Below are 14,140 nucleotides of genomic sequence, written 5' to 3'. Positions count from 1 at the left end.
GGTGAGCGGGCAAGCCCGCTCACCACAGCAAGCCCGCTCACCACCCAGTAAGCCGGCGTCCACAAACGCGGTGTGCCGTTCGACAAAGTCGGCACTCAACTCGATGACCCGGCGGTATTGCAGGTCGACGGTGATCATGTGGTAGCAGTTGTCCAGCAGGATCTTGGTCACCGGGCCGCCCAGGTGACGCTCCACGTAATCGGCGTTCCAGCGGCTGGTGATGTCGTCCTCGAGGGAGTGCAGCACCAGGGCCGGCACCTTGACCTTGGGCATGCGTTTCCTGACCACGGCGTTCATGCGGTGCAATTCGCGCACCGTGATGCCTTCCATGGTCAGCAAACCGGCTTCGCTGCTCTGCCCTTCCTTCATCTGCCGCTCGACGATTGCCCGCAGGCGTTCGTTCTTGATGCCGTAGGGCGGCTTCTCTTCGAAGCGGCAGATGTGCACGCCGAACGGAATTTTCATCAGCAACGGCGTGAGGAACGCCAGCTTGTTGATGCTCCAGCCGTCGTACTTGAGGGTGGTGGAATACATCAACAGCCCGGCAACTTGCCCAGGGTGCTCGGCAGCCACGTACATCGACATCACCGCGCCCATGGACAAGCCACCGACAAACACCTGCTCGTGGCGTTGCCTGACCTGTACGAAGGTCTTGCGCACGCCTTCGTACCAGTCCAGCCAGCCGGTGGCCTGCAGGTCGCTGTTGTCACCGCAGTGCCCGGCCAGGGTGGGCACGTACACCGTGCAGTTACCCGCCTTGGCCAGGCCCTTGGCGACCTGACGCAATTCCGTCGGGGTGCCGGTCAGGCCGTGGATCAACAGGATCCCGACCGGACCTTCACCGAGAACGAAACCGGCGCTGCCTTCACCGAGGTCGATCCCGGCGGCGCTCACCGTTGGGTCGCCCGTACCAGCAGTTGCTCGAGCAGCTTCAGGCCCAGTTCGATTTCCGGGTAGCTGATTTCCAGGGACGGTGCCAGGGTGATCACGTTTTTGTAGTAGCCGCCCACGTCGAGGATCAGGCCGAGTTTGCGGCCATCGACGACCATGTCGCCTTTCATGCCTTCTTCGACCATGTAGTCCAGGGTCGCCTTGTCCGGCGTGAAGCCGTCCGGGCCGCAGATTTCGCAGCGCAGGGCCAGGCCCAGGCCGTCGACGTCGCCGATGATCGGGAAACGTTTCTGCAGGTCCTGCAGGCCTTCGAGGAAGAATTTGCCCTTGGCCATGACCATCGCGCCGTAGTCGACTTCGTTGGTCATCTTGAACATTTCCAGGCCCACCGCCGTGCCCAATGGGTTGGAGGCGAACGTGGAGTGGGTCGAACCTGGCGGGAAGATCTTCGGGTTGATCAACTCTTCACGGGCCCAGATACCGCCCAGTGGGTTGAGGCCGTTGGTCAGCGCCTTGCCGAAGACGATCACGTCCGGTTGGACGTCAAAGTGTTCGATGGACCAGAGTTTGCCGGTGCGGTAGAAGCCCATCTGGATTTCGTCGGACACCATCAGGATGCCGTGCTGATCCAACACATGCTTGAGTTCGCGATAGAAGTTCATCGGCGGGATCACGTAGCCGCCGGTGCCCTGGATCGGCTCGACGTAGAACGCGGCGTATTCACTCTGGCCGACTTTCGGGTCCCACACGCCGTTGTATTCGGTCTCGAACAGGCGTGCGAATTGCTGCACGCAGTGGCTGCCGTACTCTTCCTTGGTCATGCCTTTAGGCCCGCGGAAGTGGTACGGGAACGGGATGAACTGCGCACGCTCGCCGAAGTGGCCGTAGCGGCGACGGTAGCGGTAGCTGGAGGTGATCGACGAGGCGCCGAGGGTCCGGCCGTGATAGCCGCCTTCGAAGGCGAACATCAGGCTTTTGCCGTTGGTGGCGTTACGCACCACTTTCAGGGAGTCTTCGATCGACTGCGAGCCGCCGACGTTGAAGTGCACGCGACCGTCGAGGCCGAATTTCTTCTTGGCGTCCACCGCGATCATTTCCGACAGCTCGATCTTGCCTTTGTGCAGGTACTGGCTGGCGATTTGCGGCAGGGTGTCGATCTGCTGTTTCAGCGCGTTGTTCAGGCGCGGGTTGGCGTAGCCGAAGTTGACGGCCGAGTACCACATTTGCAGGTCGAGGTAGGCCTGGTCTTCGGTGTCCCACACGTAGGAGCCTTCGCAACGGCTGAAAATACGCGGTGGCTCGATGTAGTGAACGGTGTCGCCGTAGGAGCAATACTTGGCTTCTTTATCCAGAAGGATCTGGTCTTCGGCGGTAGCGATGCGGATATCAGACATGGTGGAAGAGTTCCTGATTGTCAGAAGAGGTATTGAAGGTGGTGGCGTTGGCAGCGATGCCCTGAGGCAGGCGGGCCAGCAACGCAGGCACTTCGGCGAAGGTGTCGAAGCGCGCGTGAGGGATGTTGTTGGCTGCGCAGTACTGGGCGAGGCTGCCTTTGGCGAACACGAAGTCGGCGGTGGAGGCCACGCACATGTCCGACTTGCCGTCGCCGATCACCAGCACGCGCTTGTTGCGCGGGGTGGATTTGCACTTGCAGTTGCCGGACGCGGCGCGGCAGGCATCGCTGGCATACGGGAAGTCGATGCGCCAGCTGTTCTGGTCGACCTGGCGCAGGCGGTTGGCAAGGATCGGCAGCAAGGTCACGTAGTTGCGCGACAGGATCCGCGCAATCCCCTGTTCGATGCCGTCGCTGACCACTTCGAGGGAAGCGCCCAGGCCGAGCACGTGATCGACGAAGTCGGGAAAATCCGGGTCGATCTCGACACTGTCGAAATACGCCAGCAGTTCACTTGGGGTGGCCTTGATCAGCGCCAGTTGACGGCTCAGGCATTCGCGGGAACCGATATGCCCATCCAGCCATTCCTGTTCGATGGTTTCCCACTCGGGGCCGGCGAAGCGTTGGAGGACGTTGTCGATGACATCGGTGGGGGTAATGGTCCCGTCGAAGTCACACACGATATGCCAGTGGATCATCTGCGTTTACCTTGAGGAGCGCGCTGTGTGCGCTTGCCCAAGGGGTAGAGCAGGGAGTGTGCCAACTGGCTGAAGCCCAGCCGGGCTGGGGGTTCTGGCGTTAGCGGTGGAGATATGTGTCGTGCAAGCTACAATTTTTGTAGCTCGCTACAAACAAGATGAGTGCTTGCGCAAGGGATGCCCTTCGCGCGTTCATGCGCGCATGTCCACATAAGGAACCTGCTCCATGCTCAAACTCACTTGCGCTGTATTCGCCGGTTTACTGGGGCTGTGGGGCATTGCCGACCCCGCCCTGGCATCCCCGATCACCGGTGAAGTCGGCGCGGGCCTCAGTTATCAACCCCACGACCCCACCGGCAGCCGCTACGAAACCCGCCCCGTGCCCTACCTGGACCTGGACTGGGGCCCTGTCAGCCTGAGCACCGATGACGGCCTGACCTGGAGCGCCCTGAACACCAACGGTTTTACCGCCGGCCCCTACATCAACTACCTGCAGGGGCGTACTTCCAACGGCGAGCTGCAAGGCCTGCGCAATGTGTCGGACATGGCGGAAGTGGGCGGTTTCATCCAATACGCGCCGGCCGACTTCTGGCGCGTGTACGCCCGGATGGGCCAGGCCGTGGGCGGCGGGCACTCGCAGAGCGGCGCGCTGGGCAAGGTCGGCGGCGAGCTGGGCTACCCACTGGGAGGCGGGATTATCGGCAGCAGCGGCCTGGCGGCGAATTTCGCCGATGCGCGCCAGACTCAGACCTATTTCGGGGTAGACGCCAATGAATCCGCGGGCTCCGGCATTCGCCCCTACAACGCCAGCGGCGGATTCCAGAACCTCACGCTGACCCAGAGCTTCGAGTTCCCCCTGGCCTCCCACTGGTCGCTGCTGACCAGCGCCAGCTGGATCCACCTGGTGGGCTCGGCGGCCAACAGCAGCATCGTCAAGGAGACGGGCGACGTGAACCAGGGCCAGGTGCAGACGGCGATCAGCTACAGGTTCGATTGATCACTTCGGACAACATGTGGGAGCAAGCCCCCTCCCACATGGGTCCGTGTTTCAGTTTTCCTCGCCCTCGGCCAACAGCGCGATTCCGCCGATAATCACCGCAACGCCCACCCAATGCAGCGGGCTGATATGTTCCCCCAGCCCCAGCCACGAACCGAGCAACACCACCACAAACACCAGTGAACTCAGGGGAAACGCCAGGGACAGGCTGCTGCGCCGCAGGATCAGCATCCACACGAAAAACGCGCCGATGTAGCAGGCAATCGCCGCCAGGATTCCCGGGTTGCGCGCCACCTCGGACAACCACTGCCAGTTGAAATCCATCTGCCCCAGCTGGTCCCCTGCAACCTTGGTAAACAGCTGCCCGGCACTCTCGGTGCAGATCAGCAAGGCCCACAGCACCACCGTGCCGAGGCGCCCATGCAACCAACCGGTATGCATCGTTTGCGTACTCATGCCTGACTCCCAGCAATCGCTACCAGCATCACACCCAAGGTAATCACCAGCGTGCCCAGCCAACGGCGGCGGCTGACGGTTTCGCCCAGTACCACCTTGCCGGCCAGCACCACACCGCAATAGGCCAGGGCCGCCGCCGGGAACAACAGGCTCAACGGCGCACGGGACAGCGCTTCGAGCCACACGAAAAACTCGATCACATAGGCCGCGATCCCCGCCCACAGCAACGGCGCATTGAACACCTGGCCCCAGAACGCATTCAGGCGAAAGCCGCCCTCCAGCTCCGGCAAACGGTCCAGGCCGAGCTTGAAACACAGTTGACCGATCACATCGAGCACGATGGAAAAGGCCACGAGCAACACCACAGTCAAGGTCACGGGAACAGCTCCTCAAACAGGTCGATCAGGGCTTCATTGGTGGCGGCGTTGCGCTGCAGATCCTCCGGGCTCCAGCGCTCCGCGGGCGGCTGGTCGGACTTGGCTTCCCAACGCTTGAACGCGTTGCTGAACGCCGGCGTGGCGAACTCGCCGCACACGTCGATGCCGATGATGCGCTTGCGCGCCGCCAACGCCCGCAGGGCTTGCAGCAAGTGGGTCAGGCGCATGCCGCCCTGGTCCCAGTTGGTGGCGGCGTCTTCACTGGCGAGCACGTCTTTGTCGATGGTGATCCAGATCGCTTCGGTGGGCAGGCTGCCGATCATCTGCTCGAGAAACGCCGGCCAGTCCAGCTCCGCCAGGTTGCGCCAGTGCAGGTGGTTTTCCTGCTGCTGGTGGCCGGCGCCATCGCCGACCCGGCCCCAGACTTTCGACGGCGGGTGCTGCCAGGGGAACAGTTGCAGGCGCCCGCGCTTGAGGGCTCCGAGGTTGCCGCCACGCAGTTGCGGGTTATGCAGGTCATCGCTGCACGGGCCGAGGGTGACGATGCGTTTGATCGCCGGCATGTTCAATGCGCGGTTGACCCACGAGCCACAGTGACGCTTGGGCGCAAAGCGCACCCAGTCTGGGTGGTTGTCGAAGTGGATCAGGCTGATGGGTTCTTTCAGGTCGGCCAGAAACGCCGGCGTCAGGTGGTGATAATCGCCGGAGCCGACGAACAGGATTTCCGGGCGCGCATCCGTGGGCCGGGGCCGCCGGGCCAGGCGCTCGGCGAAGCGCTTCCAGGTTTTTTCGGTGGACCACAGGCGCAGCTTCGGGCCCAGGTCCAGCAGGTCGATACGCGTGGCACGGCCACTGGCCAGACGCCGGGCAATCGGTGCCTGACCGGTGAGGCTGTGGTCGAGGTCGAGAATATTCAAGGTCATGTTTCCCCTATGGCTTTAGGGGGGCGATGCAAGGGGCGGGCCAGCGTTTACCTCAAGGACAGTGAGAAACAAATGTGAGAGGGGGCTTGCTCCCGATAGCAGAGTGTCAGTCAACAAAGATGTTGGATGTGCCACCGCTATCGGGGGCAAGCCCCCTCCCACATTTGGATCAGTGTTCGATTTTAGTTTTTAGCTTCGCTGATGATCTGGCGAATCGCCCCCACAAAGGCTTCCGCCGGCTGGCCACCGCTGACGGCGTACTGGTCGTTGAACACGATGGTCGGCACCGACGTCACCCCACGGGAGGTCCACAACTGCTCTTGCTCGCGGACTTCGGCGGCGTATTCATCGCTGGCGAGAATCTCGGCGGCGCGCTTTATATCCAGGCCGACGCTTTCGGCGATGATCGCCAGGGTGGCGTGATCGGAAGGGTCCTGGCCATCGCTGAAGTAGGCCTTGAACAACGCCTCCTTGAGGTTGTACTGCAAGCCCTCGAGCCCGGCCCAATGCAGCAGGCGGTGTGCGTCGAAGGTGTTGTAGATACGGCTCTGGCCGTCGGTGCGGAAGGCAAAGCCCAGCTCGGCGCCCATGTCGCGGATACGCGCACGATTGGCCTGGGACTCTTCGGCGCTGGAGCCGTATTTCTCGGTGATATGCTCGACGATATTTTGCCCTTCGGCGGGCATGTTCGGGTTCAGTTCGAACGGCTGGAAATGGATCTCGGCCTGCACCTCGCTGCCAAGCTGGTCGAGGGCTTCGGTCAGGCCGCGCAGGCCGATGATGCACCAGGGGCAGGACACGTCGCTGACGAAATCGATTTTCAGGGGAGTACTCATGACAGGCAACCTCGCAGGCTTCAATACGCCGTAAAGGGTGCACGATACACCAATGTCACAGCAGCTTCGAAGGCCCGACCGGATCGATCTGCGCCCAATGCGCGGCATCTTCACGATGAGCCTGCAGGTACGGCAGCACCGCCGTCAGCAGCGGCACCTTGAACGCTTCCTGGAAACGATGGGCCATGCCGGGAATCAACTTCAACTGGCTGCCCTGGATATGCGCCGCCAGGTGCACGCCGTGCATCACCGGCAGCAAAGGGTCGGCGGTGCCGTGGACCACCAGTGTCGGCACGCGCAGTTGGTTGAGCAGCGGCACACGGCTGGGTTCGGCGAGGATCGCCATGATCTGGCGCTTCACGCCGTCCGGGTTGAAGGCGCGGTCATAGGACAGCGCCGCCTGGTGCAGCAACACCTGGCGATCGTCCTTCACCGTCGGGCTGCCCAGCGCCGCGAGCAAATCCGCCTGCTGCTCCAGCGCCACTTCACGATTCGGCGCACTGCGTCGCGACAATAACTGCACCAGCGCCGCATTCGGGGCCGGCAAGCCTTCGGCGCCGGAGCTGGTCATGACCAGGGTCAGGCTTTCCACGCGCTGCGGCGCCATCGCCGCCAGGTGCTGGGCGATCATACCGCCCATGCTTGCGCCCAGTACGTGGAACTGTTGGATCTGCAAGGCGTCCATCAGGCCCAGGGCGTCATCGGCCATATCCGTCAGCGTGTACGGCGCCGATACCGGCAGGCCGAGCTTGTAGCGCAGCACTTCAAAGGTCAGGTTGGCGCTCGCCGGCGCCTGGCGCCAGGTGGAGAGGCCGACATCGCGGTTGTCATAGCGGATCACCCGGAAACCCTGCTGGCACAGGGCAACGACGACTTCGTCGGGCCAGTGGATCAGTTGCCCGCCCAGGCCCATCACCAGCAGCAAGGCCGGGTCGGACGCACGGCCGATACTCTGGTAGGCGATGCTCACCTGGGCCAGGTCGACCGTTTGGGTCGGGACATTGACATCACATCGAGACGCCGCAAAAGACGGCAGGCCGAACAGCAGAGCGGCCAGTAAAAGCAACACGCGCATGAAAAACACCGAAACGCAGAACCCCAGTAGAGCGCGAGTCTGATGAAGTTTGTTCAAGGGCGCTGCCACAGTTCCATGACAGTTTGATGAAGAGTGCCCGGCGGTCGTGGTCGACACAGCTTGCAACATGAGACAAACTCACGCTATCCCGCTTCGTCACAAATTGTCTTCATGGAGAGCCCGTGCTCGAGATCCGTCACCTCAAGACCCTGCACGCCTTGCGCGAGGCCGACAGCCTGGTGGAGGCCGCCGAGCGCCTGCACCTGACGCAATCGGCGCTGTCCCACCAGTTCAAGGAGCTGGAAGAGCGCCTGGGCATGCCGCTGTTCGTGCGCAAGACCAAACCCGTGCGCTTCACCAGCGCCGGCCTGCGCCTGCTGCAACTGGCCGACGCCACCCTGCCCCTGCTGCGTGGTGCCGAGCGCGATATCGCGCGCCTGGCCGGGGGCACCGCCGGACGCCTGCACATGGCGATCGAGTGCCACAGTTGTTTCCAGTGGTTGATGCCGACCATCGACCAGTTCCGCGATGCCTGGCCGGAAGTCGAGCTGGACCTGGCCTCGGGCTTTGCGTTCGCGCCGCTGCCGGCCCTGGCCCGTGGCGACCTGGACCTGGTGGTGACGTCCGACCCGCTGGAGCTGCCGGGCATCACCTATGTACCGCTGTTCACCTACGAAGCCATGCTCGCCGTGGCCAACCAGCACGCGCTGGCGAACAAGGCGTACATCGTGCCCGAAGACCTGCTGAGCGAAACCCTGATCACCTACCCGGTGGAGCGTGACCGCCTGGACATCTTCACCCGCTTCCTGGAACCGGCCGACGTGGAACCGGCCCAGGTGCGCACTTCGGAACTGACGGTGATGATGATGCAACTGGTCGCCAGCGGTCGCGGCGTGTGCGGCATGCCCCATTGGGCCCTGCATGAATACAGCTCGCGCGGCTACGTGAAGGCCAAGCGCCTGGGCGAGAAAGGCTTGTTTGCGACGCTGTATGCGGGGATTCGTGCGGATATGCTGGATGCACCGTATATGCGCGATTTTTTGCTGACGGCCAAGGACACGTCGTTTTCAACGCTGGACGGCGTGAGCGCGGTGCGCTGAAACAACACCCTCCCACATTGGCTCTCAGCCAGAGTTGAGTTCGCGCCACATGTAGATTTTATCGAAGTAGTCCACACCCACCCGCACCGCCAACGGTTCCAGGCCGTACTGGATAAACCCGCAGCGGCGGTACAGCGCAAACGCTGCATCGTTGCCGGCGGTGACGGTCAGTTGGATCACTTTCAGGCGCGGATGTTGGCGCGCTTCATCCAGCGCGGCCTCGACCAATCGCCGGCCCAGGCCTTTGTGCTGGTGCGCCTGGGTCACGTACATGCCGAACAGGGTCACTTTGTGCCGCGCCTTCTCCCGAGGCTCGAAGGCCAGGCCGACGATGCCGGCCAGCTCATCCCCGACGTACGCGCCGAGCAAACGATCCAGCGGACTCTCCAGGCGTTTTTCCCACCAGCTCAACGGCATCGCCCCACGCTCGGCCACACTGGAAGTGAACGCCTGGGGATAGGCGCCGTAAGCTTCCAGCATCAACGCCCGATAAGCCTCGGCATCGCTGGCCCCCAGCGCACGCACGCTCATTCGCGTCAGGCCGGCGTGGTCAGTGACGCGCGGTAAAACGGCAGGATCAGGTCACGGGTCAAGGGCGCCAGCACCAGGCCGCCATCACCGGCCGGGTCGATCCAGCGCACCTCTTCGATTTCAGCGGCCGGGCTGACCGGAACATCGATCTGCACCTGGAACAATTCAGCGTCCACGGTAAACCCCGGTTCGTTGGCCGCGGGGGCCGAGAAGTGACCCAGGTAGACCGCGTCGCCGGGCTCGATGCGCAGGTTCAGCTCTTCGTACAGCTCGCGGGCCAGCGCCTCGACGGGCTGCTCACCGGCGTCGATCTTGCCACCGGGTTGCATAAAGGCCTGGGTGCCGCGCTTGCGCACCAGCAAGGTGTGGCCGTCGCTGCCGATCAGCAGGGCAGCGGCGATACGGATAGTGCTAGGCATGAACTGAAAACCTTGAACTCAAACAATGAAAATTAATGGAGCACCCCTTCGCTCTCGTCCGGCTCCTTGATGAACACGCTGTACTTGGCGCCTTCCATCGCCTCGAACGCAATCAGCTTGTCCACCAGCGGCAGGTTCAGCACCTTGCCGGCATTGAGCAGCAACATGCCGTTATCGGCGTTGAGGTTACGCGCCAGGACCATGCCGTCTTCCAGCTCACGGGTGGTGAGCACCTTGACGGTCGGATCGCCCAGGGTCACGTCACTGAGAAACGCAGCGCACGCCAGGATGAAGTCCTCGACCAGGTCCGGATCGTAGAGGCGCCCGGCATACTTGCGGATATACAACAGCGCTTCATCGCTGTTCAGGTGCCGCTCAAGGATCAGGCCTTTCTGCAACTCGATGAAGTCCACCGCCAGTTTCAGCAGGCGTGAACCGAACGGAATCGCATCGCCCTTGAGGTGGTCGGGAAAACCACTGCCGTCCCAGCGTTCCTGGTGATGACGGATGATCCGCGCCGCATCCTTCATCGGCTCCAGGGTCATCAGCAGTGATTCGCTCTGGGCCGGATAGCCACGGTAGCGCTCGCGATCGGTGCTGTGCAGCTTGTCGGCGGGCTCGATCAACATGCTGTCGCTCCAGCTCAGCTTGCCGATGTTGTACAGCGCGGCGGCCATGGCCATGTCGCGGGCGCTGGCTTCGTCTATGGACTGGGCGGTGCAGTACACCCGCACCAGTTCGATCAGTGCACGGTTGGTCTGTTTGTTCTTGGGCAGGCGCAGGTTGGCCAGCAACGAAAACACTTCGGTGCCGGTCACGTAGCTGCGCTTGAGCTCGTCGTAGGCCAGGTCGAGCATGTCGGCGGTCTGTTGCAACTCACTGGTGCGTGCTGCCACGCGCTTTTCCAGGGTCGCGTTCAACAGCTTGAGCTGGTCGTTCTGCTGATGGGCCAGGCGTTCCAGCCGCTGAAATTCCAGGGCCTGCTGCAGGATCAGCTTCAGTTCGTCGTCGTTCCAGGGTTTGCCGATATAGCGGTGAATCGCCCCTTCGTTGATCGCCTTGATGATCGTCGGCAGGTCGGCGTAGCCGGTGAGCAGGATGCGACTGGTGGCGGGATAAAGGCGATGAACCTCGGCCAGCAGCTGCGCGCCGTCCATGCCGGGCATGCGCGCATCGCTCATCACCAGGTCGATGGGCTGGGCGGCCATGATCTCCAGGGCCTGGGCGCCGCTGCCCGCGAGCACGACATCAAAGGGTTGGCCGCGCAACAGGCGACGCAAGCTGTTGAGAATCGACTCTTCATCGTCGACCAGCAAAATAGTGGGTTTCGTCGCAAGTTGTTCATCCATGCCTGCTGCGCCTTCACATTGAACTGAATTGAGCTGATTTGAAACCGTGTGCCAAGCCATCTTCCCTCGCTTAAGGCGCGGAGTTGATTTGACGCCAACTGGCCGCCGAATTCAAGGGACCTCGACTACACTGTCACGGCAGGTCTGCGCCCCGCTCAGCCATGGAACCAAGGAAGGAATGGTTATGCCGTCGAACCGTTTGCAGATAAGGCGCGCACTATGAACCCGAACGCAGGGCGGGCCAACCGTCGCATCCTGATCGTCGATGATGTCACGTCCATCCACCTGGACTTTCGCAAGATCCTCTGCGCCGACGCCGACGCCGAGCCCTCCCTGGATACCCTTGAGCAAACCCTGTTCGGCACCCCCACCGTCCCTCGCCAGGCGTTTATCCTGGATTCCGCCTATCAGGGCCAGGAAGCCCTGGAGCTGGTGAATCGGGCCCTGGCAACCAACGCCCCCTACGCCATGGCGTTCATCGACATGCGCATGCCGCCCGGCTGGGACGGCCTGCAAACCATCGAGCAGTTGTGGAACGTCGATCCCAACCTGCAGATCGCCCTGTGCACCGCCTATTCCGACTATTCCTTTGAAGCGATCGAGGCGCGATTGAAGTACAACGACCAGTTGCTGATCCTGAAGAAGCCCTTCGACCACCTGGAAATCCGCCAGATGGCCAGCGCCCTTACGTGGAAATGGCAGCTCGCCCAGGATGCCGCCCTCAAGGTGATCGGGCTCGAACGCACGATTGAGGAACGCGTGCAGGAGTTGCTGAAAGTCTCGCACCTGCTGCAATACGACGCGCTCACGGAGCTGCCCAACAGCACGCTGCTGGGCGACCGCCTGACCCAGGCCATTGCCCTGGGCCGGCGCCATGACACGCAACTGGCGGTGATGTTTATCGGCCTCGACCGCTTCAAGCGCATCAACAACGCCCTGGGTTATCCGGTGGGGGATGAGGTGCTTCAGCAGGTCAGCCAAAGCCTGGTGGCGGCCGTGCGTGAGTCGGACTCGGTGTTTCGCTATGGTTCGGACGAGTTTGTGATCCTGCTCAATGATGTCCAGCATCCCCAGCAAACCCAGCATATCGCCCAGAAGGTGCTCCAGGCCATCAGCGTTACCCGGCATGTCGCGGGGCACGACCTGAGCGTTACCGCCAGCCTCGGAATCAGCATCTACCCGAACGACAGCAGCACTGCGGTGGAACTGATCAAGCACGCCGAAACCGCCATGCACACCACCAAGGAGCGTGGCCCCGACGACCTGAGTTTCTACACCGAAGACATGAACCTGCGCGCCCGGCACCAGCAGAACCTGGAAAGCGCGATCCGCCAGGCCCTGGAGCACGATGAGTTTGCGCTGCACTACCAGCCCAAGCTGGACCTGGAAACCGGGCGGATCCTCGGCGCAGAGGCGCTGATCCGCTGGTTTCAACCGCGCTCGGGCTGGGTCCACCCGGCCGACTTCATTCCGGTGGCCGAAGACAGCGGGCTGATCGTGCCCTTGACCCAGTGGGTGCTGCGCCACGCCTGCGAACAGGCACAGGCCTGGCGCACCATGGGCCTGGCGCCGCTGCGCATCTCGGTGAACATCTCGGCCATCGACTTCCGCCAGCGGGAGTTTGTCGACAACCTGGCCGCCATCCTCAAGCAGACCGGCCTGCCGCCCAACCAGCTGGAGCTGGAAATCACCGAAAGCGTGCTGATGCAGAACGTCGACGAGACGGTCGATATCCTGAACCGGATCAAGGCCATGGGCGTGCGCCTGGCCCTGGATGATTTCGGCACCGGCTACTCCAGCCTCAGCTACCTGCGACGCTTTCCCATCGATGTGCTGAAGATCGACCAATCATTCGTGCGCGGGCTGCACGAAAATAGCCAGGACGCGCAGCTGATCAGCGCTATCATCGGCATGGGCAAGAGCCTGGAGCTGAACATCATCGCCGAAGGGGTGGAGACCCTCGAACAGCTGAACTTCCTGAGAGCCCAGCACTGTGAAGAAGGCCAGGGCTTTCTGTTCAGCAAGGCCGTGCCTGCGAAGGATTTCGCCCAGTTGCTGCAGGTGGGCAGCCCCACACTGATGCCCGACCAATAGCCCTATGCCTGCAAGGAGTGCTCGCTTGAGCGACGTTTCAACCTACCGTTTCGGCTCCATCCTCGCGTTGGGGCTGTGCCTGGGGACGACCGTGACGGCCGCGCCGCTGGACGAAGCGCTCAAGCCCCTGCCGCCGGTGCCGCACCTCGATGCGGCCAAGGTCGAACTGGGCCGCCAGCTGTTCAATGAGCCGCGCCTGTCAGTGAACAACACGCTGTCGTGCGCCAGTTGCCATCACCTCGAATCCGGGGGCGCCGACACCAGGCCCTTCTCCCTGGGTTTCGACGGCAAACCCGTGGAGATCAATACACCGTCGGTCTTCAACGCCAGCCTGAACTTCAAACAGTTCTGGAATGGCCGGGTGGACACCCTGGAAGCGCAGGTCGAGCAAGTGGTCATCAGCCCGGTGGAAATGGGCAGCGACTGGAACACGGTGGTGCAGAACCTGACCGCCCTGCCCGCCTACCAGGCGGCGTTCAAGCAGGCCTACCCCGATGGCGTCACCGCCGCCAATGTGCAAAACGCCCTGGCCACCTATGAACGCACGCTGCTGACGCCCAACTCACGGTTTGACCAGTACCTGCTGGGCAACACGGAAATCCTCACGATCCAGGAAAAGTACGGCTACCAGCGCTTCAAGGATTACGGTTGCATCGCCTGTCACCAGGGCATCAACATCGGCGGCAACATGTTCCAGAAATTCGGCGTGATGGGCGACTACTTCAAGGCCCGCGGCAACCCCGTCGAGTCGGACCTGGGGCGCTACCTGCTAACCAAGGATGAGGAAGACCGGCACGTGTTCAAGGTCCCCAGCCTGCGTAACGTCGCGGTCACGGCCCCGTATTTTCACGATGCCTCGGCCAAGACCCTGGAAGAAGCCGTCGACGTGATGTTCAAGTTCCAACTGGGGCGCAATCCTTCACAGGAGGATAAAGACCTGATCATCCAGTTTCTCAAGACCCTGACCGGCGAATGGAAAGGCAAGCCTTTATGAGCAGACC

15 protein-coding genes are annotated in these 14,140 nt (G+C 62.5%); 4 read left to right on the top strand and 11 right to left on the bottom strand.

The window, feature by feature from the left end; all coding sequences use genetic code 11:
- The 3 genes from J1N02_RS19310 to J1N02_RS19300 all read right to left on the bottom strand — a co-directional run.
- Window positions 1-894: alpha/beta hydrolase (locus J1N02_RS19310; RefSeq protein ID WP_421147592.1), on the bottom strand; the 894-nt coding region annotated here is incomplete at its 3' end.
- Window positions 891-2,285 (bottom strand): aspartate aminotransferase family protein, encoded by a 1,395-nt coding sequence (locus J1N02_RS19305; protein ID WP_027604609.1) that lies wholly within the window; start codon window positions 2,283-2,285, stop codon window positions 891-893. The genes J1N02_RS19310 and J1N02_RS19305, both read right to left, overlap by 4 nt.
- Entirely contained in the window at window positions 2,278-2,982 is a 705-nt protein-coding gene (locus J1N02_RS19300) for an MtnX-like HAD-IB family phosphatase (RefSeq protein WP_027604610.1), read from the bottom strand. The genes J1N02_RS19305 and J1N02_RS19300 overlap by 8 nt, the downstream gene beginning before the upstream one ends.
- A 226-nt stretch (window positions 2,983-3,208) precedes the next feature.
- On the opposite strand from J1N02_RS19300, the gene J1N02_RS19295 reads away from it, so the two are divergent.
- Window positions 3,209-3,979, top strand: coding sequence for a MipA/OmpV family protein (locus tag J1N02_RS19295; protein ID WP_098480312.1), 771 nt, complete (start codon window positions 3,209-3,211; stop codon window positions 3,977-3,979).
- Window positions 3,980-4,030: 51 nt separating this feature from the next.
- On the opposite strand, the gene J1N02_RS19290 is transcribed toward J1N02_RS19295, so the two are convergent.
- The 5 genes from J1N02_RS19290 to J1N02_RS19270 form a co-directional block, all read right to left on the bottom strand.
- Window positions 4,031-4,435, bottom strand: a complete 405-nt coding sequence (locus tag J1N02_RS19290; protein ID WP_027604612.1) for an EamA family transporter — start codon at window positions 4,433-4,435, stop codon at window positions 4,031-4,033.
- Complete coding sequence (locus J1N02_RS19285; protein ID WP_027604613.1) at window positions 4,432-4,812, bottom strand: transporter; 381 nt, start codon at window positions 4,810-4,812, stop codon at window positions 4,432-4,434. The genes J1N02_RS19290 and J1N02_RS19285 overlap by 4 nt, the downstream gene beginning before the upstream one ends.
- Window positions 4,809-5,729, bottom strand: a complete 921-nt coding sequence (locus J1N02_RS19280) for an arginase (protein ID WP_027604614.1) — start codon at window positions 5,727-5,729, stop codon at window positions 4,809-4,811. The genes J1N02_RS19285 and J1N02_RS19280 overlap by 4 nt, the downstream gene beginning before the upstream one ends.
- Before the next feature lie 188 nt (window positions 5,730-5,917).
- Window positions 5,918-6,571 carry a DsbA family oxidoreductase gene (locus J1N02_RS19275; protein ID WP_027604615.1) on the bottom strand — a complete coding sequence of 218 codons (654 nt, stop codon included), beginning with the start codon at window positions 6,569-6,571 and terminating at the stop codon, window positions 5,918-5,920.
- Between the two features lie 55 nt (window positions 6,572-6,626).
- The gene (locus tag J1N02_RS19270) at window positions 6,627-7,646 is read right to left on the bottom strand and encodes an alpha/beta fold hydrolase (RefSeq protein WP_027604616.1); all 1,020 of its coding nucleotides are present in this window, start codon (window positions 7,644-7,646) and stop codon (window positions 6,627-6,629) included.
- 182 nt (window positions 7,647-7,828) lie between these two features.
- Here J1N02_RS19270 and metR point away from each other — a divergent pair, with 182 nt between their 5' ends.
- Entirely contained in the window at window positions 7,829-8,746 is a 918-nt protein-coding gene (metR, locus tag J1N02_RS19265; protein ID WP_027604617.1) for a transcriptional regulator MetR, read from the top strand.
- Between the two features lie 24 nt (window positions 8,747-8,770).
- On the opposite strand, the gene J1N02_RS19260 is transcribed toward metR, so the two are convergent.
- From J1N02_RS19260 to J1N02_RS19250, 3 genes are read right to left on the bottom strand one after another with little or no spacing between them, the layout of a single operon-like run.
- Window positions 8,771-9,277 carry a GNAT family N-acetyltransferase gene (locus J1N02_RS19260; protein ID WP_027604618.1) on the bottom strand — a complete coding sequence of 169 codons (507 nt, stop codon included), beginning with the start codon at window positions 9,275-9,277 and terminating at the stop codon, window positions 8,771-8,773.
- A 5-nt stretch (window positions 9,278-9,282) separates the two neighbouring features.
- Window positions 9,283-9,696: an NUDIX hydrolase gene (locus J1N02_RS19255; protein WP_027604619.1), complete on the bottom strand. Its 414-nt coding sequence runs from the start codon at window positions 9,694-9,696 to the stop codon at window positions 9,283-9,285.
- Between the two features lie 32 nt (window positions 9,697-9,728).
- The gene (locus tag J1N02_RS19250; protein WP_092356312.1) at window positions 9,729-11,045 is read right to left on the bottom strand and encodes an HD domain-containing phosphohydrolase; all 1,317 of its coding nucleotides are present in this window, start codon (window positions 11,043-11,045) and stop codon (window positions 9,729-9,731) included.
- 219 nt (window positions 11,046-11,264) lie between these two features.
- Here J1N02_RS19250 and J1N02_RS19245 point away from each other — a divergent pair, with 219 nt between their 5' ends.
- Both J1N02_RS19245 and J1N02_RS19240 read left to right on the top strand, forming a co-directional pair.
- Window positions 11,265-13,139, top strand: a complete 1,875-nt coding sequence (locus J1N02_RS19245; RefSeq protein WP_027604621.1) for a putative bifunctional diguanylate cyclase/phosphodiesterase — start codon at window positions 11,265-11,267, stop codon at window positions 13,137-13,139.
- Between the two features lie 25 nt (window positions 13,140-13,164).
- The gene (locus tag J1N02_RS19240) at window positions 13,165-14,133 is read left to right on the top strand and encodes a cytochrome-c peroxidase (RefSeq protein ID WP_092356309.1); all 969 of its coding nucleotides are present in this window, start codon (window positions 13,165-13,167) and stop codon (window positions 14,131-14,133) included.
- Window positions 14,134-14,140 lie beyond the last annotated feature (7 nt).

It is taken from the genome of Pseudomonas sp. NFX5 (genome assembly GCF_049132125.1).
GTDB classification, from domain to species: domain Bacteria; phylum Pseudomonadota; class Gammaproteobacteria; order Pseudomonadales; family Pseudomonadaceae; genus Aquipseudomonas; species Aquipseudomonas marginalis.
Note: the sequence above shows the minus strand (reverse complement) of the source record. Positions and strands in the feature narration are given on the sequence as shown.

Bases quoted from the DNA above. Each gene is read 5' to 3' on its own strand.
- J1N02_RS19250 (WP_092356312.1), bottom strand. From the start codon at position 11,045: ATGGATGAACAACTTGCGACGAAACCCACTATTTTGCTGGTCGACGAT.
- J1N02_RS19270 (WP_027604616.1), bottom strand. From the start codon at position 7,646: ATGCGCGTGTTGCTTTTACTGGCCGCTCTGCTGTTCGGCCTGCCGTCT.
- J1N02_RS19300 (WP_027604610.1), bottom strand. From the start codon at position 2,982: ATGATCCACTGGCATATCGTGTGTGACTTCGACGGGACCATTACCCCC.
- J1N02_RS19245 (WP_027604621.1), top strand. From the start codon at position 11,265: ATGAACCCGAACGCAGGGCGGGCCAACCGTCGCATCCTGATCGTCGAT.
- J1N02_RS19290 (WP_027604612.1), bottom strand. From the start codon at position 4,435: ATGAGTACGCAAACGATGCATACCGGTTGGTTGCATGGGCGCCTCGGC.
- J1N02_RS19305 (WP_027604609.1), bottom strand. From the start codon at position 2,285: ATGTCTGATATCCGCATCGCTACCGCCGAAGACCAGATCCTTCTGGAT.
- J1N02_RS19295 (WP_098480312.1), top strand. From the start codon at position 3,209: ATGCTCAAACTCACTTGCGCTGTATTCGCCGGTTTACTGGGGCTGTGG.
- J1N02_RS19255 (WP_027604619.1), bottom strand. From the start codon at position 9,696: ATGCCTAGCACTATCCGTATCGCCGCTGCCCTGCTGATCGGCAGCGAC.
- J1N02_RS19275 (WP_027604615.1), bottom strand. From the start codon at position 6,571: ATGAGTACTCCCCTGAAAATCGATTTCGTCAGCGACGTGTCCTGCCCC.
- J1N02_RS19260 (WP_027604618.1), bottom strand. From the start codon at position 9,277: ATGAGCGTGCGTGCGCTGGGGGCCAGCGATGCCGAGGCTTATCGGGCG.